At 36.9% G+C, this 20,584-nt stretch carries 17 protein-coding genes and 1 tRNA gene; 11 read left to right on the top strand and 7 right to left on the bottom strand.

The annotated features are described in order from the left end of the window. The first annotated feature begins 103 nt into the window (after positions 1-103). From GQS55_RS03850 to GQS55_RS03830, 5 genes are all read left to right on the top strand, one after another. Positions 104-1,111: a HEPN domain-containing protein gene (locus tag GQS55_RS03850; RefSeq protein ID WP_236559753.1), complete on the top strand. Its 1,008-nt coding sequence runs from the start codon at positions 104-106 to the stop codon at positions 1,109-1,111. A gap of 215 nt (positions 1,112-1,326) precedes the next feature. Continuing rightward, on the top strand, positions 1,327-1,875 hold the full coding sequence (locus GQS55_RS03845) for a recombinase family protein (RefSeq protein WP_159818133.1): 549 nt from the start codon (positions 1,327-1,329) through the stop codon (positions 1,873-1,875). Positions 1,876-1,994: 119 nt separating this feature from the next. Beyond that, positions 1,995-2,762 (top strand): HipA family kinase, encoded by a 768-nt coding sequence (locus GQS55_RS03840; RefSeq protein ID WP_159818131.1) that lies wholly within the window; start codon positions 1,995-1,997, stop codon positions 2,760-2,762. Beyond that, the gene (locus GQS55_RS03835) at positions 2,759-3,628 is read left to right on the top strand and encodes a hypothetical protein (RefSeq protein WP_159818129.1); all 870 of its coding nucleotides are present in this window, start codon (positions 2,759-2,761) and stop codon (positions 3,626-3,628) included. The genes GQS55_RS03840 and GQS55_RS03835 overlap by 4 nt, the downstream gene beginning before the upstream one ends. A gap of 188 nt (positions 3,629-3,816) precedes the next feature. Then, a complete protein-coding gene (locus GQS55_RS03830) occupies positions 3,817-4,044 on the top strand; it encodes a hypothetical protein (protein WP_159818127.1) in 228 nt (75 codons plus the stop codon). Positions 4,045-4,054: 10 nt separating this feature from the next. Here GQS55_RS03830 and GQS55_RS03825 read toward each other — a convergent pair whose 3' ends face one another. From GQS55_RS03825 to GQS55_RS03815, 3 genes are all read right to left on the bottom strand, one after another. Then, on the bottom strand, positions 4,055-4,720 hold the full coding sequence (locus GQS55_RS03825; RefSeq protein WP_236559827.1) for an endonuclease: 666 nt from the start codon (positions 4,718-4,720) through the stop codon (positions 4,055-4,057). Between the two features lie 479 nt (positions 4,721-5,199). Continuing rightward, positions 5,200-7,932, bottom strand: coding sequence for a UvrD-helicase domain-containing protein (locus GQS55_RS03820; protein WP_159818125.1), 2,733 nt, complete (start codon positions 7,930-7,932; stop codon positions 5,200-5,202). Positions 7,933-8,060: 128 nt separating this feature from the next. Beyond that, a complete protein-coding gene (locus tag GQS55_RS03815; protein WP_159818123.1) occupies positions 8,061-8,591 on the bottom strand; it encodes a hypothetical protein in 531 nt (176 codons plus the stop codon). Between the two features lie 194 nt (positions 8,592-8,785). Between GQS55_RS03815 and GQS55_RS03810 the strand changes: the two genes are divergently transcribed. From GQS55_RS03810 to GQS55_RS03795, 4 genes are all read left to right on the top strand, one after another. Next, positions 8,786-9,634 (top strand): hypothetical protein, encoded by an 849-nt coding sequence (locus GQS55_RS03810; RefSeq protein WP_159818121.1) that lies wholly within the window; start codon positions 8,786-8,788, stop codon positions 9,632-9,634. A 545-nt stretch (positions 9,635-10,179) separates the two neighbouring features. Beyond that, the gene (locus GQS55_RS03805) at positions 10,180-12,228 is read left to right on the top strand and encodes an AAA family ATPase (protein WP_236559752.1); all 2,049 of its coding nucleotides are present in this window, start codon (positions 10,180-10,182) and stop codon (positions 12,226-12,228) included. 35 nt (positions 12,229-12,263) lie between these two features. Next, on the top strand, positions 12,264-12,701 hold the full coding sequence (locus tag GQS55_RS03800) for a DUF6641 family protein (RefSeq protein WP_159818119.1): 438 nt from the start codon (positions 12,264-12,266) through the stop codon (positions 12,699-12,701). Between the two features lie 123 nt (positions 12,702-12,824). Beyond that, complete coding sequence (locus GQS55_RS03795; RefSeq protein WP_159818117.1) at positions 12,825-13,241, top strand: DUF2787 family protein; 417 nt, start codon at positions 12,825-12,827, stop codon at positions 13,239-13,241. Between the two features lie 124 nt (positions 13,242-13,365). Here GQS55_RS03795 and GQS55_RS03790 read toward each other — a convergent pair whose 3' ends face one another. The 4 genes from GQS55_RS03790 to GQS55_RS03775 form a co-directional block, all read right to left on the bottom strand. Beyond that, on the bottom strand, positions 13,366-14,493 hold the full coding sequence (locus GQS55_RS03790) for a hypothetical protein (RefSeq protein WP_159818115.1): 1,128 nt from the start codon (positions 14,491-14,493) through the stop codon (positions 13,366-13,368). A gap of 200 nt (positions 14,494-14,693) precedes the next feature. Beyond that, the gene (gene ppiC, locus GQS55_RS03785; RefSeq protein WP_159818113.1) at positions 14,694-14,972 is read right to left on the bottom strand and encodes a peptidylprolyl isomerase PpiC; all 279 of its coding nucleotides are present in this window, start codon (positions 14,970-14,972) and stop codon (positions 14,694-14,696) included. Positions 14,973-15,043: 71 nt separating this feature from the next. Beyond that, positions 15,044-15,128 (bottom strand) — tRNA-Leu (locus tag GQS55_RS03780). Between the two features lie 439 nt (positions 15,129-15,567). Next, positions 15,568-16,197, bottom strand: a complete 630-nt coding sequence (locus GQS55_RS03775) for a TetR/AcrR family transcriptional regulator (protein ID WP_159818111.1) — start codon at positions 16,195-16,197, stop codon at positions 15,568-15,570. A gap of 156 nt (positions 16,198-16,353) precedes the next feature. Here GQS55_RS03775 and GQS55_RS03770 point away from each other — a divergent pair, with 156 nt between their 5' ends. After that, complete coding sequence (locus GQS55_RS03770; protein ID WP_159818109.1) at positions 16,354-17,454, top strand: efflux RND transporter periplasmic adaptor subunit; 1,101 nt, start codon at positions 16,354-16,356, stop codon at positions 17,452-17,454. A gap of 11 nt (positions 17,455-17,465) precedes the next feature. Further along, the gene (locus GQS55_RS03765) at positions 17,466-20,516 is read left to right on the top strand and encodes an efflux RND transporter permease subunit (RefSeq protein WP_159818107.1); all 3,051 of its coding nucleotides are present in this window, start codon (positions 17,466-17,468) and stop codon (positions 20,514-20,516) included. Positions 20,517-20,584 lie beyond the last annotated feature (68 nt).

Raw genomic sequence — 20,584 nt, 5'->3', positions numbered from 1 at the left:
TAAGATCGATGGGTTAATTCAACATTTGAGTTTTGAAGAACAGAAAGAAAAATTCTTCAAAGAACTTGTAAAATCTTGCTCAACAGGAAACGAATTACATGAATTGATAAACCTTCACTTAGCTACAGTCGTAAAACCGTCTGGTATATCGTCGAAAGAATTCATTTACACTAATTCAATAATTTCGCTATACGGTTACCTTGAAAGCTTTCTCCAGAAGCTTGCTGAGGAGTTCATCACCAGTATCAACGAGGCATCTATTCCAGTATCAGCTTTGCCAAAAGCCATAAAAGAGAGGCACCTTGAGTTATCGATGCAATTTCTTACTAAAATAGGAAAAGATCGAAACCAAGATGATAGTGTAAAGAAAAATTGTGAAAAACAAGTTATCGAGAACCTACATTCATTTCTACAAGAGACTAATGAATATTCATTAAACAGCAAAGCATTTTCAGCCCACACTGCTAACTTTCGCTATGAATTGATTCAATCATACTTTGCCCAAGTAGGTGTTAGTCACATAGCCTACAGAACTCTTGGTTTTGACAATGTTACAAATCAACTGGCGCTTAGGCAGCAGCAAGAGACTACAGAGAATAAGTCAGCACTTAAGAACTGGCTTGAGTATGAACTGGGCGAACTAGCTCAGCTAAGAAATGAAATAGCTCACGGTTCATTTGAGCGTTCCATTGAGTCCTTTGATCTAATCATTGAGCGTGCTAGTTTTTTAAGACATTTCGGTGTCGCGTTAGCTTCAATTTTGTATCGTTCATTTGAAGAGATTGTATTTCACGGTAAAGCTCGATTTGTTATTGGGACTGCTGACCGAGCCTTCCCTTTACAGAGCAGTTTTGGCTTTGTAGGTAAAGCAATAAATGTTGATGAGGAACAGTTTACGATTAAAATAGGTGATGAAATTTTTGCCCATAATAAGAGCACAGGAAGCAAGGTGATTTCTGGGGTAGTGTCATCACTGATGTTGGGTGGTAAGCGCTCAGATGAAGTCGTAGTGCCAAGTGAGCAGGACTTTTCTATTAAAGTCGATTTCGAAATATCTAACAGTATGACTAATAGAGAATTATCGATCACTCGACGGACAGGTGTTTCTTGATCTTATGTCATCTAATATCTTCGAGTGTTACTTTTTAATTTGGAAATATAAGAAAGCTTGACGTTAATCCTTGACAGCATCATATATGCTTACTTTAAGTACAGTCAAAACAGCCGTATGTCTCATTGCCTAATAGTGTCTATTTTAACTCTTGAGGCTAGATAAATAGCCAGTTACCGTGGAGCTCTAAGACTTAAAACAGACGGTACAAAATTATGTCAGAGAATATAGGTTACATCAGAGTTTCAACAGCAGATCAAAATACTGAGCGTCAACTATTAAATGTTGAGCTAGACAATTCATTTACAGACAAGTGCAGCGGTAAAGATACTAACCGACCCGCTTTAAAACAGCTAATTGAATATGCCCGTGAAGGCGATATCATTCATTGTCACGATATTAGCCGCATGGCTCGTAATACCGAAGATTTACTGCGATTAGTTAAACAGTTTATTGAACAAGGCATAAGCCTTAAGTTTCATAAAGAGCACTTAGAATTTACTGGCGAAGGTAATCCAATGCAGCAGCTAATGCTGACTATGCTTGGTGGTATTTATCAATTTGAGCGTGCCATGATTTTAGAGCGCCAACGCGAAGGCATTGCCATTGCCAAACAAAAAGGAAAGTACAAAGGCAAGCCTGTAGATGTGGCACTTCATGAGAAAATCAGGTTAAAATATGCTGAAGGTTTGAATAAGATGCAGATAGCTAAAAGCATTGGCTGTGCTAGAGCTACTGTTTACAAAGCGTTAGTTGAAAGCTAATGACTAACGCTGTATAAGTATGAATTGTGAAAGGTTATCTTAACTAAACCAGTTGAGCAATTTACTCTACCTGTTAAGATGGATTCATAACCTGATAGGAAATTAGGAAACCGTAAAAAATGGAACAAATTAAAATTGGGGTAATGCTACCTGGTGCACAACTGTTTAATGACCAAAATGTTAATCCAACATGGAAAGCACATGTAAAGACACATGAAAAAGTCATTGTTGCTTTTGTGAAGCAAATATCGCTTCATAAGTTATATGTTGAATGTGTTTGTGCAATAATCGGGCGCTATATTGGTCTGCCTATCCCTAAACCAATAATAGTAAAAGTAACAAATGAAAACTTTTCTGGTATTCCTGTAGGTCAATTTCGATTGGCTTTTGGGTCAGAGGATGCAGCATACCCAAGTTTTCGACGATATATAAATAGTAACGAACAGCTCGCAATGACCAAGTTGATAGAGTTTTCAAGAACTCTCGATATTGCTGTTTTTGATGAGTGGATTGGTAATTGGGATAGAAACCAAGGGAATATATTATATGATGGTGGAAATCACTTTTCGTTTATTGATCATGAAAATGCAATAGATCCAAATTTAGCTTTTGATTCTGCGGCCAGAGCGAATATTATTATTGATGCTATATATTCTTCACAAAGTGAATTTGAAAAATATAAAGTAAATAGGAATGTAAAAACCTCAATTATCCCTCAATACGAAAAATTCCCTTTTTCTCTTATCTCTGACAAGACATATGCCACCTCATACCTCAGTGATGAAGAAGTTTTAAGCGTAATATCTTTTTTAGAAAATAGAATAATAGTACTTGAAAAGCTTTTCGCTAAAAGGCTTAACTTAAAACAACAGGAGATGGCGATTTGAATACTTTAAACTCTTTATTTCCAGAATCCCCTTCCTATAATGGATGTTGGCAAACAATTTATTTGGAACCAATAGTTGGATCAGGTGAGAAAATTGCTATAGCAGTTGTAGCTATAGGAAAAAATTCGGAGCATAAAATTCTACAAGCACTTAGGTCGGAATTATTAGATTGCTTATATGGCTCTCAATCAAATAGTATGCAAGGGATAATTGATTGGGCGATCGAATCTGCTCGAAGTGAAATCAATCAAAATGGTGCATTAAATAGTTGGTGTCCACCATTTGGTGGGTTAACTACGGGAAATGTTCATCTGGCCGCAGATGAAAATATTGAAGGGATTTTAAAACAAGCTATACGTTTTTCGGCAAGTTTGAGTAATATAGCTTTAGATGCTGAGCGTGATGATGAAGATATTCAGCCTAAGAAACAAAATGAACAGTGGTCAAGGAGTATTGCTGAAGAACTAAAGCAAATAAACCCAAGATTGCTAACTTGCTTTAACCAAAAAATTAAGGTTAGTAAGTCCAATGTCATGACTTCATATGGGTTTTATACGGATACCTATGTTTCAAATTTTGGCTTGCTAGTTCCTACCCGTTTATCTGGTTCACTAAGTTCTGTTAAGGCTAAATTGCTTGACCTAGAATCTTTTAAAAAATCATCACTTCTAATTAAGCCCGAGCAATATGAAATAATTATAGGTACACCATCTTTTGATGATCCCACCTTGTCTGATAAAGCGGTTATTCGTTTGCGTGAAACTGTAGATATGGTTTCAGAGATAGCAGAAAAAGAAGGTGTTAAGTTGTTTCATACCGATAGTGCAGTGAAGGCTGCAAGTCATATTAATGAGCAAGCAGCTTAGTGTATATTTAACTTCTAAGACTCAATAATTAGTTATACCGACTAAATCTAAACCAATGTTCAACCGCCGCTATTTCAGTAACGTTTTAATCTTGATTTAGACCACAGTTGAAATATCCATTGTCAAAATTTGCATTCTAAAAATGGTCTTCTATAGTTAAATAACGAGACATTAAGGATGATGACGATATGAAAGGATACCCACCAGTCGTACTTGTTGATACTTGGTTATTTATAGCGACTAACCAACATACAGAGCTAACTCACTCTAAATCACACGCCCTTAACGCAATCGATATTTACTTTGGCTCAATAGACCTAGCATTTTTATACATTGAACAAGTGAAACGGGGTGATGTAGATTCGTTCTTATTTGATAAGATTGATTACAACCCCGAATTTACTGACTTTATGTGACGTATATCAACTAAAGGTTTAAAGTATCACACCGACTTTTAACAATGTTATTCTGGCTTTTCTGTAGCACAGTAATTTTCTCTGCTCTGCTACACTCCCACGAATCTACGGGATACATTTTATCCCAAGCAGTCATTAACTGGCGTTGTGCTTTACTCATGTTATATCGTTTATAAGTATCTTCCATGTATAAATAAGTACGTGCGATTCTTCCTCTTGAGTTTTCAGGTGGCTCAGCTTTACGGTTTTCAATTTTCATAGCACAACTACCAAAATCACTTTTAACATCAGGTAGCATGGTGAAGTTATAGTTACTTCTTAAAGCATTAACCGCACCTATAGCAGGATAAAGGTTAAACATGTCTGCTTGCATGTATCGATATTCAATATTTACTTTCTCTGCACATTTACGGCCTTTGAATGCCTTTCCTTTACTGCTAACACATTGCTCATGACCATCACGCCACTCACTGAAAGTACGCCCAAAGTTCTCTGCTGGTAAGGTATGTTCCCATTCTATTTTTTTAGCGCGTTTCTCATATTTATCAGTGGAAAACCCCTTGGGCGGTATTACTTCTTTGTTGGCAGTAAACTCTGCATCACAATAAAGTGTTTTTCGATGTTCGTTATATACCTTTTGCTCTAATAGCCTTTTGGCTTTACTAAAGGACTGTATCTCTTAGTTTGCTGCTATAGCAGGGGTTGCGATTAAAATGGCAACCAATAAGCTAATGATTGTTTTCATTCGTATACCTATGGAGTAATTATTACATGAATATGCCTGTCATCTATATTGAGTGCAATGCCTAGTTCTACTTTAGTGATTTACGCGCTAAGTACCTAAGGCCTTAGGCTTCAATTCAGCACATAGTATTGAATTGAAGCGGGCAAAACAGCCGTCGAATCCAGCTGAAAAATATAAAGAGTTTGGCTTATTAGATCCCCAATGCCAGCTTCCTAGGGCAAGCATCGGGTCACTTAAAGTTTTTAGTCAATACAAATATGGGAAGAAAAACACCTTAAATATAATCAACTTTAACATTTCATACACTATACACACGTTTGAAATTCAGGCTACCTACGGCTGCTTAAATCTATTAAAACCCTTCGTATTTGACTAATTAAATCACTAAAAACCACGAGCAAACAATATGCTTATAGTGACAAGTGTTCAATAAAATCCGTTTTCTCTGTTAATTTATCATAAATATTTTCAGCACTAACTTTATCCTTAAACTTACTATTGGAATTTAAAGGCTTTATGACATAGAGCTCTTTCTCTCCCCTTGATAACGCAACATACGCTAGTGTCAGGTGGGATGCATAAGATTCTTCGTACGTTTGTTTAAATCTTGGATCAATAACAATACAGATTGGCCATTCCATACCTTTTGCTTTATGCATGGTTGTTAAACACTTATCAAAATCCGCTTCTCTATACTTATAATTTTCAATTGGTGAATTTTGTACCAAAGCCTCAAAAGCCAACTTCAATCCATCAAACCGTACTGCATTAGAATTATCTCTATTTTTATCAATCCGCTCCCTAAACAATATACCTATGCCGTCCAATTCATAGCCATCTACAATTAACTTGTAGAGTAACTTGGCGACTTTCATCGCAAGTTCATCAAGACCTTCAGCTTCCATGTACCTAGGTAAAATCCCGCTACTGTTTTTTGTAACAAGATCTGGGAATTCTGGGTTTATTTGTCGACGAACATAATTGGTTAAGTTAAGTATCTCTGGTGTAGAGCGAAAGTGGCTTGTTAAGAATTTAGGTGATGAACCAAATCGTTTCCTGAAAGTATTTAACATTTCAGGGCATGCCCCCCTAAACTCATAAATGCTTTGAGCTGCATCACCTACACAAAATACATTAGCCCCAGACTTTGATAACATTTTCAATATAGACCATTGTAACTTATTTGAATCTTGAGCCTCATCTAACAGTATATGTAGATAAGTTTGGGCGACTTCTTTAGCGAAACTAGGTGTTTCTTTTAACAGTCTAAACAACCGCTCTAGCATGTCGTTATAATCTAGGTATCCCGCTTCATTTTTGAGTTCCTTATAGCTTTCATGAATTGACTTTACCTGCTTATAAGACAATTTTTTGTGTGGACCAGTCAGATTGTATGCCTCCTTCAAATTAACCATTCGATTGACGCGATAGTCAAGAATAGCTTGAATAGCTTTAGACTTCTCGGCAGTACATTTAGTTACTAGCTCGATAGCTTGTTTTAATGGTGAAGGTTCTCTCTTTGTGGAATTGTAAAATTTATAGTGAGGATTCGACTTAATTATCTTTAACGCCCAAGAATGAAATGTATCGGCTTTAACAGACTTAATACCTAATTCAGACAACTTATGGTTAGCATCACGTGCTGATTTACCTGTGAACGAAATAAACGAGATGGCATTATTAGCTTGAGTATTATTTAATAGGTGCTCAATCCGTTTTATCATTGTCGTCGTTTTACCACTACCAGCCCCCGCATTTATTAATACACTCTTTTCTTTGGTCTGTATTATGGCTTCCAAATTACTATCGGTGATAATACGGCTATTTACAGGTTTAATAACCTTTTTAGCTTTAACTTTTACTTTTTTGTTTTTAGATTTCACCAAATCGAACTCCTGTGTTAAAACGGCAATTTGCTTAACGGTTACCAATTCAGGTTTGAGAATCAAATTTACATAGTGCTGGACAAGTTTATGTTGAGCTTCAGCACCCCACACTTCGTTAAACTTACAAACATTTATATCTTTGCCAACAATTTCTTGTACCTTTGACGGCACTTTATTTCGCAGTAATTTTCTTAGGTCCTTTTTATTTAAGGCAGAGAGATGCAGCGGATCAACAAATTGTAAATCAAACAACCTGTTATCTAACTTATCTGCTAGATCTTTAAACTTAACTTTTGGCAAGCCACCATTTCTTTTATTTAAAATGAAGCGACGCTCCAGCCTTGTCGTGATAGCAAGCTTATTCAGTACATCGCGCCTATCCTCAGCTGTTGTTAAATAACCGCTATTCCGCTCAGAATTGAGTTCTTTAAGTAGCTTCTCATAAATAATATAGTGAAGTGAATCTCGATCACTTTGAATGTAGGTCGTTTCGACTATTGATTTTTTAGGGAAGTTAGGTAAACATCTATTCTGCGAAGCCATGGGCTTAATGGGATACAGAAAGGTAGACATAATCCCCATCAAATTAATGCCTATGTCAACTCTTGTAACCCTAGCATTTTTGAGTAACTGCTCCCAACGCCTGTTTGTTAAGGTTGACCTTAGCTTACTTAGTACTAACGTTATTTCGATATCTGTGAACCTTTGTGGCACAAAATCAACTCGTAGCGTTTTACGAGGTCGCTCGCCCTTTGAACCATCTGAAATAGCAATGTGCACAAACCTACGGCTATCGTTATACAAAGTCACTTTGTAGCCATGGGTATAAAGCGGCCTCACATCATTACCGGCACCATTATTAAGTTTACCAACACCACACGTTTCTATTTCTAAAACGGTACTAGCCTTTATTGGGTAAGGTGTTAAAAACTTATCTTTGTTCAACAGTTTATCCAGATCACTATCCCCTATTTCCATCGAAAGCGTTAACCGATCACAATCCAGCGTTAAGTGTTCTTGAGGGTTAGACAAATATTTGTTCAATAGTCGGCTTTGATAGCGACACAGTTCTTTTGACTTTAAAGTCTTAATGAACTTGTTAGCTGAGGTGCCGTACTTTAAAAACTCAGTATCTAAAAGAGTAATGAGTTTACGGTTCAATTTCTTATTAACAAGGCTATTGTTTTCAAGCTTAAATTTGTTACTCCAAGCTTGTCTTTTAGGGTCACGGATTTGCTTAGATTGATGGTTTGGCATTAACGATGTATCTCCATATGCATTAGAACACACTATCTAGGAATTAACGTTTAGTCGACGATGTTACAAGTCTAGTAAGAATAGACACTTCAACAAGATCTAACGTTATTAGTAGGATTAGAAATGTCTCAATCTGAGACATTTTTGGGAGGGTTCTTAAATTTAATATATGTCACTAAAATGCCTTCCTTATTCTTAGCCTTAGAAAGTTCTTTTTTAAAAGAAATTAACCCTATATCTCTGAGTTTATTTAAGGCATTCTTCATAACTTTATCTTCTGGTACTGATGAATGCCCTAGCTCGTCTTTATTTAGATAATTTGAATAGGTAGCAAACTTGTGACTAAACGAAAGCATTTTGTTATATACAAGCCCCGTATGAAAAGGTTGCGCCTTTGCAAGAAATATATGTAGTAGGTACATAGCTATTTCAAATTCCTGAGGTGAAAGTTTAGCTTTCCTTCTTAGTTTGGGGTTTTCTTCTTTATCAACATACTCAACACCACAGCTTCTAGCACGAACAAGAAACTTTATCGCTTTAGCAATATATTTTGACTTACGTCTACTGTACGCAAACGTTGCTCTCTTACTGTTTCCGTACTTCGCTTTCTTTTTAACCTTTTTATTTTTAAGGCTATCCTCTTTCTTTGCTTCAGTCATGGTAAATCCAATAAAAATATATGCAACCCAATACTACCAGTGTTCAAAGATCATTAAAACAAGATCAAAGAGGTCAAATGACCCCTTTTAAATTAGGGTTCATTTGACCATATCAACGGGTCATTTGCCCCCTATTTATTACAATAGCCTCATCTATAATACAAACCTTCATTAAGCCACTTAAGAAACCAACCATGATCAAAAAAAAGAACTCAAACCTAGTAAAAAAACAAAAAAAAAAACGCAAGGTCATATCTAAGACTAAAAAGGAAAAATCAAAATATGTGTTAGGTGATAAGAACTATAAACCCAGTAAAGAAGAAGCAGAGGACTTCACAAAAAAAGCCAACATTAGCCACGCTAGACTTAAAATGTATATTTTCTATATTTGCTTTTACAAGACATACAAGATGGAACCGTACAACTGCAAAACGCTCAACAGTTTTATTAAAAAGTATTTAGATATATCACGATCAACTGTTTACCGTATATACGGAGTAATGTGTGTTAGACAGACTCTAAAAATTGGATTTCGTGAACATAACGATATTGCTGATGCTGCTTTTGAGAGACTAGGAAATCTAGGCAGAATAATGGGTGATGAAGGCTTAAGAGAATTCTGGCAATTTCTTATCAATGAAACAGGAGAGCCTATTACAGAAAAAACAGTATTATTTTATATAATGCAATATGAAAAATTGGGATATTTATTGCCAAAACGCGAAATCTCTCAGATTAATGAACGACTTGAAGATGATATTACTTCAGAAAATATGGAATTATCTGAAGATGATGTTACTTCAGAAAATATGGAATTATCTGATATGGCTATTGAACAAAAAGAGAAAGAAGAGTTAACTAATCTAGATTACCTTAACCATAAAAGTGATATAAATTTACTTACTGCATATCAACACTCTATTCATAAATATAAAAGCAAGGAAGTAATGAAGGTTGAAACACTTCTTCGTAAATTAAAGCCTAGAGACTTGGAAGCAGTGCTGAGCTTAACCGAAGATTTCCTCAGTATGCGCATGACCTAGATAGATGCTCAAAAGCCTAACTTATAAGGGCATATAAATATGTTATTCTGAATGCCCCTTAATATGTCAATCAAATACCTTAGGTCTTCTGATGTATTTGATTGACGTTTAAACGTATATGACAACTAAAATAAATCCTGTTTCCTCAAAGACTTATGCAAGCAAAGCGACCAAGCTCAACTAAGAAAAGTTAGGAATAGCTGCTGAAATTGATGAAGGCTTAGATAATGCCCGAATAAACCAAGATGAAAAAGGTGCACATGCACCTGATTTTAGTTTGGTCAGAAGTATTTCTAAAGTGCTTCATATACCTACTGCCTATTCTTTTTCTGTGCAAGTGTAGTGGCAAAGATAATTATCAATTATGAACACCACAAAAATACTAATATCGACTGAATAAGCCTCGCCTAACACCGACCCAAACATCCCCTAAAAGCACAGTAAGCATCCTGATACCATAGGCTTAACAGAGCAACCAAAGGTATTAACTATGTATCAACCGTTACACACAGCTATATGCACCTTCACTAATAATGGAGGTTGCTATGGCTAGACTTTATGCTGAGCTGTTACCAGCCAACATGTTCCAACCTCTGGCAACAGAATTCGCCTATTTAGCCCTAACCTCAGGTTATATAGACGCCAGCGACTTGCTCAATATCAAAGGCCATATGGTTAAATCAATCTGTGGCTCTCACCTAAAATTAACCAATGAACCTTTAAAAGAGGTCGAGCAATTAACAAAGCATTTCCGTGACAGGCGTGTTGAAAACAATAACGATGCCCTCTCACATAACAGCCAAACTCTCGCCAATGGTTTATCACTGCCCAACGATGCATGGAAGGTTATTCAATTAATGGTGGTAATGGATACAAATAGCGGTCTGAGTGAGTTTGTCCAACAGGTGCTACCAACCGATATGTACATCAATGCCCTTTTTGCATCAATGATTGGACTCGATGAAGTTGAGGTTATTAACATTAGTTTAGCACTATCAGGAACAGGGCTATTTCCTGAACGTTGCCTACACCTCATTGATTTGGTGGGCTTGCCAAGAGGTATTATTAATGGACTCATCGGCGAGAAGACTGATAGTTACACCACCTTAATTGCGCCACTAATTCAACTACAACCTAGGAGCCAGTTAACCTTTAAAGATATATTTCACTTGGACATGGATGCCTTGGTCGAGTTCTTAACCGTGGCAGTGAATCATTCCTTGGTTGGCGTCAACATTTTACTCTATGGGGAAGCAGGAACAGGAAAGAGTGAATTAAGTAGGTTGTTTGCCGACACCATGGATGCGGCATTAATCGCCATTAAACCTTTAGGCAGCAACATCAACCAACACACACCTGATTATGAGAGCACCACAGGCAGTGCAAGCCTAAGGTTACAGCACCACCGCCTAATACAAAACGTGGTTAGCCATGATGAAAAAACGGTATTGGTGGTGGATGAGGCAGAAGATATCTTCTGTGAGGGGCTTTTCACACGAGGCAACTCAAACAGACGCCTAGGCAAAGAAGTCTTGCATGACATTTTAGAAACCAATGCCGTACCAACCATTTGGATAACGAACCATGTGGATGCGCTACCACCGAGCTGTATTAGGCGCTTTAGTTTTGTTAAGCATATTCACGTACCTGATAATCGTGTCATGGAGAGTGTTATTAATAAGACAACCAAGGGCCTTAGGTTATCACCTACCTTTAAAGTCATGTTAGCGGCTAAGTCACAAATAACGCCAGCCCACGTCTCTACTGCCACCTTTATCTGTCAGACCCTTGGCTATGTAGGTAAACAAGCCGAGGCTACGATGGTGGACATGATTGATGAAACCTTGTTGGCCTGTGGTATTGAGGAGCATAAAGCACAATATAAACCTCAATTAGACTTTTCAACCGAGCTTCTGAACATTAAAGGCGGCAATAGTGCGATTGAGAAAATTAGGCGAGCAGTCAATACCAATGGCGATATTCGAACCTTATTGACAGGACCTTCAGGCACAGGAAAAACAGCGGTTGTTAACCACCTTGCAAAGCAAGCCAATAAAGAGCTTATGACCGTTAGGTGCTCTGATGTGTTGGATAAATACGTCGGTGGCAGTGAAAAGAATATCGCAAGGCTCTTTAAAGAAGCCGATGAACGCGGGGCTATTCTCTTCTTTGATGAAATAGACAGTTTATTACAAGACCGTGGCGGCATGACACAAAGCTTTGAAGTGCAGCAAGTAAACGAATTACTGACACAAATCGAGTGTTTTAATCAGCCTTTTTTTGCTGCGACAAACTTTTCTACTCGATTAGACAGTGCTGTTATGCGCCGTTTTGATTTTAAACTTCACTTTGAGTATCTGACATCACCACAGGTTTTAATGCTCTACAATCGCCTCCTAGGCAAGTCTGATTTTTCAAAGAATATACGCGATAAATTACTGACACTTAAATCGTTAACCCCAGGCGATTTCGCTATTATCGTCCGTAGGCTGAAAATCTCAAACACCAAGGCATCGCATACCCAATGTCTGGCAATACTGACCCAAGAAAACAATCGAAAACAACAACCTAAGGCCATCGGCTTTATCAACTAAACCAACCCGTTCAACCACAACAAAAGGTACATACCATGTCAAAACTATTGAGTTCACTCAAGCTATCAACTCGCCCTGAGAAAACCTCAGATAACCCTGAATTAAAGCGACGTGAGAAGTTACTCGCCAAATTAGACCAACAATTAGCCATGGCACAGAGCCATATAAAAGGAGAGATATATACCTGTTACCGTGAGAAATGGCAGAAGAATGCTGAAACAGGCGTACAAGAGAAGGTGAAAATACCTAAAAATGTAGCCAAATGGTTCTATAAGCGTGGTGGTCAGTATTATCTGGAAGTGCGCTTTGCCAACAAGCCTTTGGAGCTTAGTAAGGGGAATCACGCCATAGAGGTGGGAGAGGTAGAGAATTTAACCACCATCATTGCAACGGTTATTGAAGCCGTGGTTGCTGGCGAGTTAGATAAACTCCTAACAGAAAGCGCCAGCCAACTTCCCCTAAGTAAAAAGTAACTCACCAAACCTACATGCCCCCTGCTTTTTAAAGCTAAGCCTTAGGCTTTGACCTTAGGCTTCGACCTTAAGCCTAGGCTAGCCAAGCAAAGGGGCATTATTTATTAAACCAAAGGAAATATTATGACCATTCGAATTAAACACGAAGGATTAGCCCTGCCATTAAGCCCTGTATTCACACTTTATATCGCCAGCCTGTTAACGCCTTATGAATGTGAAAATGGCGTTACTATCAACTTTCGTGACCCTAGTTACAGTAGCGATGATGGAGGTTATCATCCTGTGGAGATACGACTAGAAAACGAGGGTGATGGTTGGCGGTTTTGCTATATCACTGATTTTTGTTATGTTGGCTCTGGTTTCTGTGCGGAGCTTGCAAAAGACGCGGATTTTGATTTTGATTCAGGGGTATTTCAAAACCTTTTTGGCACATACCCTATTGAACAGGCTATTGAGATGTTTCAAATATGGGAGAGTAACTTTGTTTATTACGCCATGGTAGCAGAGATATTCACTATAACATTTACACCTGATAGTTAATCTATCGCCATTTGGAATGGCCTTATATATTAAAGCTTGGCAAGTTATCACGGCTACAGTTGCCAAGCCTTATGCCAACATCATGCTAGGTAAAAGTTTAAATGCTATGCTGGCGTCAGTTATATTAAATACTTTGTGTCTTTAATCTTCGCTTAGCCCAACGGTTAAATTGTTTTTGTAATTCACTTAAAGGTAAGCCTATAATTCTTACAACCTCTTTAACTTCAATAACTCTACACAAATCTTGTTGTTCTAACTTAATAATCTTCGCCAGCTTATCCTTTCTGTATTGAGTATCCATCATAAAATAGACAAATGCCCAACTAGTCGCATATAGCCTACTTCTTAATTTAGAATCCCAATCTTTATTTGTAGAAGGTAGAAGTACCGATAAGGGCAATAGTTGTTCAGACAAAAATCCATTTTTAGTCCAATTTCTATTGGGATATACCCTACCAGTCAACTTTGTAACCTCAATATATTCGCTGTATTCAGCTAAGCCTTCATTTAACCATTTAGGACTGTAGCCAATGATTCCTCGGTTAATGGCATGAGCCGCTTCATGAGTTGCCGTTCGCATGGTTGCATCGTGTTTAGTAAGTAAAAGGTGAGCTTGATTACTAGCATGGCTATAAAAACCAGCGGTATTATCTCCAACAGGCATATTATGTTTTTTCTTTATTTGGTCAAAAGCCAATTTAGATGAGTATACATGAAGGTTAATATCTACTTTTCTTAGTGATGACCGATCGAGAAGTTGCCCGTATAATTCAAATAGCTTGTTCAACTTCAATGATAATTTCTGGTTAAAATCATAAGGTAGCCTTTCAGTATTTAAGTCTAGGTTGAAATAATCAAACACCTTATCACCAGCATAATTCAATAATTGGAAATCCAAATTTTCTGGTGGTGTGCTGCTGAAGTTTGTAATGCCCCTTTCATCAACCCACGTATACACACCTCCAAATTCTTTATATTTCACCTCACCGATTGAAGTATCTTTGCAAACACCAGCACTTCCAACGTCTACATGTTGGTATTGTTTTCTCGTTTCAGTGTTGGGAATAGTTTGGGGAATATTATTTGTTTGATCATTTAATATAGCCTTTTCGCCAAATAATGACTCAATCCACAGGATGGTTTTGTTAAATTGTGAATCTAGATGAATATCATTGTCGTCAAAGTAGCTTGCAATTAGGAAGCTAGCAACAAACGCCAGAATGGTTAATATTCCTATGTGTCTTCTTTTCAAGCCGCTTCCTTGGACATACTCAGTTGATTCTCATCCATAACTTATCAAGTAATTAGTATCATCACAAATTTCAGATACAAAAATGCCCTGAATCTTTCAAATCAGGATCTTCTATAAATGGTAATGCAAGGGGGAGTTCAACCGACATATATTGCGACATCGTTCTTGAAAGAACATGCAGCAAAAAAACTCGTTGTAAGTTATGTACGGTAAAGCACTTTAATTACATGCCAGCCAAATTTAGTTTTAACTAGGTGAGGCTCTAATATTGCACCACTAAAAGCTATCTTATCAAACTGCGGTACCATCTGCCCTCGTCTGAACTCACCTAGATCCCCACCTTTTTTACCTGATGGACATGATGAATGTTTTTTAGCTAACGTTTGAAACTTAGCACCTTTACCTAACTGCTTAATAATATCTTCTGCAATTTCTTTGTGCTTAACTAATATATGCAGTGCATGCGCTGTCGCTGCCATGTAGAAACCTCTTAAACATTATTTTAGACATAAAAAAGCCCCGACTCTTTCGAATCAGGGCTTTATAATAGTGGTACCAGCGGTCGGACTCGAACCGACACGTCTTGCGACAGGGGATTTTGAATCCCCCATGTATACCAATTTCATCACGCTGGCAAAGGCTTTACGCCCGTTTTGCAATTTGCAAAGAAGTATTTTTTTCACTTTAAAAACGTACTTCTTTGTAAACTATTTTCGCTTAACTTACTTACTAAATTAACATCTATTCTTTGCAAAACTTTGCAAAACTTTGCAAACAGGAGTACGTCAATTTAAACAACAAATTCATATACTTATATGTAGACACGTTAAATTTTGAATCCCCCATGTATACCAATTTCATCACGCTGGCAAAGGCTTTACGCCCGTTTTGCAATTTGCAAAGAAGTCATTTTTATTTTAAAAACTGATTTCTTTATAAACTAGTGTCTAACTAACGAACTACTCTATTACTACATATTCTTCGATAACTTGAAGAGGAGGCATTATACGAGATATCCTTGTGTGTGCAATAGTTTTTCTTAACTCAGTGGCTATTTGCTGTTTATTTATTCGATTATGAATCAGGATGATAGGCTTTAAGGAATAGATCAACGGCTTTATCAACTTGTTGTTGAATGTTTTCGTCGGTTATCTCCTTATTAGGCAATAACAAAGCTTTAAAATGTAATCGGCCCTTCACCATTTCCATAAGGATTTGTGTAGCGAATAACGGGTCATCTATTGATATGACATTTTCTCTATCCAACTGTACTAAATAATTAGTTAGTGGCTTCATTCCTTTAAGCGGACCTTTTTCATAAACCAGTACTCCTATTTCAGGTAATTTAGGAACGACTTGAAGCACTAAACGATAAAGTGAAACAATAGTATCTGAAACAATTCCTTTAACAAAGCGAAAGCACATTTCCCTAAGTGCATCTCTAGGTGCTAATTGAATCAATTTAATAGATGCAACACTGGCAGTATGAATAAGAACTTGCTGCTGTATTACCGATGTCAGCAGACCCTGTTTATTACCAAACTCATTATATATGGATCGACGCGATCCCCCTGCCTCGGCAATAATCATTTCAAGGGATGTTTGAGCATAACCATGTTTAAGAAATAAATTTTTTGCGGCTTCAAGTATTAACTCTCCACGTGAGCTTAAGCCATTTAAAATTAATTCTTCGTTATAGGCCATATTTAAATCTTATTTAACTCTTGTTTAACTCTTGTTTAACTATCGTTTGACATTGGTACTGCATAGTACCAAGATATAGACAATTTAACAGTATCAATTTACTTTTAACATTTATTACCTTATAAAAAATGAGTAAATTTCATTATTGGAATCATTATGAGACTATTATTAACGCTCCTTTTAACTACATTATTATTTAGTTGTAGTGAGGAAAAAATCATAACTGAAAAAGCTATTAGACCAATTGCTTGGGAAAAGGTTAGCGAATCGACTTTGCAACAGTTACGTACTTTGTCTGGCATTGTCGCTCCCGTTGAGTCAACAAGCTTAAGCTTTGAAGTAATGGGAAAGGTGGAAAGCGTTGAAGTAAAGCTTGGCGATACCGTTAGAAAAGGTCAGGTGTTGGCACAACTAAATCACCGCAGCCTTACACTCTCTGTAAAATCGGCTAAAGCACAACTGGATAAAGCAAACTCTGATCAAGTTGAAGCTAAAAACAGTTTTACTCGCTACAGCCAGTTAATTAAAAACGGTTTGGTATCTCAATCTGGATTTGATAACGCAAAAGCTAATTATGAATCGAGCGAAAGCGCGGTAGGTGTTGCTCAAGCACAACTAGATATAGCTCAAAAAAACCTACAAGATGGAACATTACTTTCTCCCTATAACGGCATAATTACTAAACGCTTGATTGAACCATCACAACAGATTGGCTCAGGGCAACCCGCTTTTGAAATTGAAGGAAAGCATGGTTTAGAAGTACATGTAATGGTACCTGAGACTCTGATACGAGAATTACAGCACAACAGTATGATACCAGTGCGATTTCCAGTATTACCTCAAACTAAAATGTTAGGTCGGGTTACAGAGATAGGAACTAGAGCAGAAGCTGCGAATGCTTTTCCTATAACCGTGGTATTACAAGATGAAAGCCCATCATTAAGAGCGGGAATGACTGCTGAAGTAGATTTTACTTTTGAGGATGAAGGAGATAAAGGTTACCAAGGAGTTGCTATCAGCGTGCCATTTAGTGCAATACGAGCAGGTTTGAATCAAAAAAGTTATGTATTTATCTACGATCCAGCGACACAATCGGTTAAACAAAGCGAAGTTAAAACTGAAAATATACGTAACAACACCGCCTTTATTTCTTCAGGTTTAAAAAGTGGTGAAATCATAGCTATTGCTGGTGTCGCATTCTTACGAGACGGCCAAAAGGTAACACTTCTAGATAACACTACACAGCGCTTTAATTAAGAACCAACATAATGAATATCACTCATATAGCTTTTAAGTATCGTAAAACTGTATTTTTCATTCTTACATTATTATTAATCAATGGTGTATTTGCCTACTTTACTCTACCGGCACAAGAAGACCCGACAATAACAATAAGAGAATCCGTTATTTCAACTTCTTTTCCTGGTATGGCACCTGAGCGTGTCGAGCAATTAATAACAAAGAAACTCGAAGAAGAAATTAGAAAAGTACCTGAGGTGAAAGAAATAAGATCGCTTTCAACCACAGGAAACTCAACAATACATGTCAAAATTCATGACCGCTATTTTAATCTTGATGATATTTGGCAGGATGTTCGTAATAAAGCAGCAACTGCTCATACCAAGATGCCCTCAGGCACTAGCACCCCTTATGTAAATACAGAATTTGGTGATGTATCAGTGGTAACACTGGCTTTAACTGCTGATGGTTTTGATATGAGTGCGATGTATGATATTGCACAACATATACGAGATACCTTATATAGCGTTGAAGGTACAAAGAAAATTGAAATATTAGGCCATTTAGAAGAGCGTATTTTTCTGGAAGCATCAAATGCAAGGCTATCTCAACTCGGTATTTCTCCTCAATCGCTCATCAATGAATTACAAAAACAAAATATTATCCGCTCTGGTGGTGAAGTCGATACAGGTAAAAAGAGTTTCATTATAGAGCCATCAGGAAATTTTGGTAGCGTTCCTGATATTGCTAATACTTATATAAACATACCTAATACTGAAGACTTTATCGCATTAAAAGATATAGTGAGTATTAAACGAGACTATATCGATCCACCGGACAAACTGGCTTATTACAATGGTAAACCCGCTATTTACTTTGCTATTTCTATGCTGCCTCAATACAACATCTTAGAATATGCACCACGTATAAAAACTAACATTGATAAAATAATTACAAGTTTGCCTATTGGCTACCAACTAGATATTGCCACCTACCAAGCTGATCAAGTAGACAAAACTGTTCAAGGTGTCTCTATTAATGTTCTACAAACACTCGCCATTGTATTAGTAGTCGTAGTGTTATTTTTAGGATTAAGAACCGGCTTAATTGTCGGAGCAATTGTTCCGTTTGTTATGTTAACAACCTTATCCATAATGCTATTTTTTGATATGAAACTAGAACGTATGAGTTTAGCTACTTTAATTATATCATTAGGTTTATTAGTTGATAACGGTATTGTTATTGCTGAAGATTTTAAACGTAGAATTGAAGATGGTATTAGTCGTTTCGATGCCATGTTACAAGGTTGTAAGGAACTTGCAATTCCGTTATTAAGCTCTTCTATCACAACGATTTTATTTTTCTTGCCACTGATGTTAGCTGAACATGTGGCTGGTGAATTTACCCGTTCAATCTCACTGGTAATTTTAATCACGCTAATGACCAGTTGGATCTTGGCTTTGTGTGTAACGCCTATTCTTTGTTACTACTTTATAAAACCCTCTACAGCCGAGGAAGACAAGAGCACTGCAAAAGGTAAACTATCTTCTACCTATGAGCGCTTTTTACACTGGGTATTAAGAAATAGATTACTCTTTATTAGTATCATATTAATTTTATTTGTTGGCTCTGTTGGATCAATGAAGTTTGTTGCCAAACAATTCTTTCCTGAATCTGACCGTACACAAATATTAATGTACATTGATTTACCTAACGGTACTTCTTCACGTGAAACTAACCGTCAAATGAAATCAATATTCACCTGGTTAGATAATAAAGAGAAATTTGATTTTATTGAAAACTATTCAGGCTATGTAGGCTTCAATGGTCCTCGGTTTGTTTTATCACTTAACCCAGAAGATCCAGCTCATAACAAAGGTTTTATTGTACTTAATGTGGTTGAAGGTACAAACGTTGCCAAAAGAGTATCAGAATTAGGCACACAGCTTGAAGCCGAATTTCCTAACATTTCAGCTCGTGTCAAAAAAATGTTTTTAGGACCGTCTGATGCAAAAACTATAAAAATTCAAGTTAAAGGTCCTGATAAAGACGTTATTTATCAAAAAGCCCAGCAAATTATGGAGCTACTCCATCAAGTTCCTAACACCATTAATATACGTAATGATTGGGAAAACTTGATTGTTAAAATAGATGTAAAAATAGATCAACACAGAGCAAAAAGAGCAAGTTTAACATCATCTGAAATTGCCGATGCCTTACAAACGTATTTTTCTGGTGCGCAAATAACAGAATATAGAGAAGGTGATGAGATTATCCCTATCATTTTACGCGCGCAAGAAAGTGAACGTAATAACTTAGACAAGTTACGTACACTTAATGTTTACTCTGAAAAAACAGGAAAAGCAATCCCACTATTTCAAGTGGCAACATTTGTACCTGTGAATCAATTTTCAGTGATACACCATGAAGATATGTTCAGGACTATTAGCATTGAAGCACGTAATACCGATATGGCTGCTGAAGATCTACAAAAGGTGATTGACGATAAAATTCAGGCATTAGCAGCTGACTTACCCGTTAATCACGAGATATTCTATGGCGGTGCAATTAAAGAGTCTAAAGCCGCCCAAAAAGCATTAAGTGCTAGTATGCCTATGGTGATTGGTTTTATATTAATACTACTTGTTGCTCAATTTAACTCCTTTAGAAAAGCAGCGATAATAACGTTAACTATGCCTTTGTCTTTTATTGGTGCTGTTATTGGTTTATTAGTGATGCAAGCGCCTTTTGGTTTTATGGTTACCTTAGGTTTATATAGCTTGGCAGGGATTATTATTAATAATGCGATTGTACTAATTGATCGCATTAACATCGAAGTTCAAAGTGGTAAAACACAATACCAAGCTTTGGTTGATGCCTGCTTAACTCGATTACGCCCTATTGCAATGACAACAATTACTACTGTTATGGGTCTACTGCCATTAATTATCAGTAAAGATCCATTATTCTATGGTATGGCTAATGTTATTGCCTTTGGTTTAGGCATCGGCACCATATTAACACTTGCGGTTGTACCTGTACTTTATTCTACATTTTATAAAGTTAAAGCCGAATCATAAGCTTGGCTAGGGGAATGTTTTATTTAAACACTCCCCTAGCTTAATTTCTTCGATGGAACACTACTTAC

Source organism: Colwellia sp. 20A7 (genome assembly GCF_009832865.1).
GTDB lineage: Bacteria > Pseudomonadota > Gammaproteobacteria > Enterobacterales > Alteromonadaceae > Colwellia.
The sequence above is the reverse complement of the archived record's forward strand: the minus strand, read 5'-3'. Positions and strand labels throughout refer to the sequence as shown.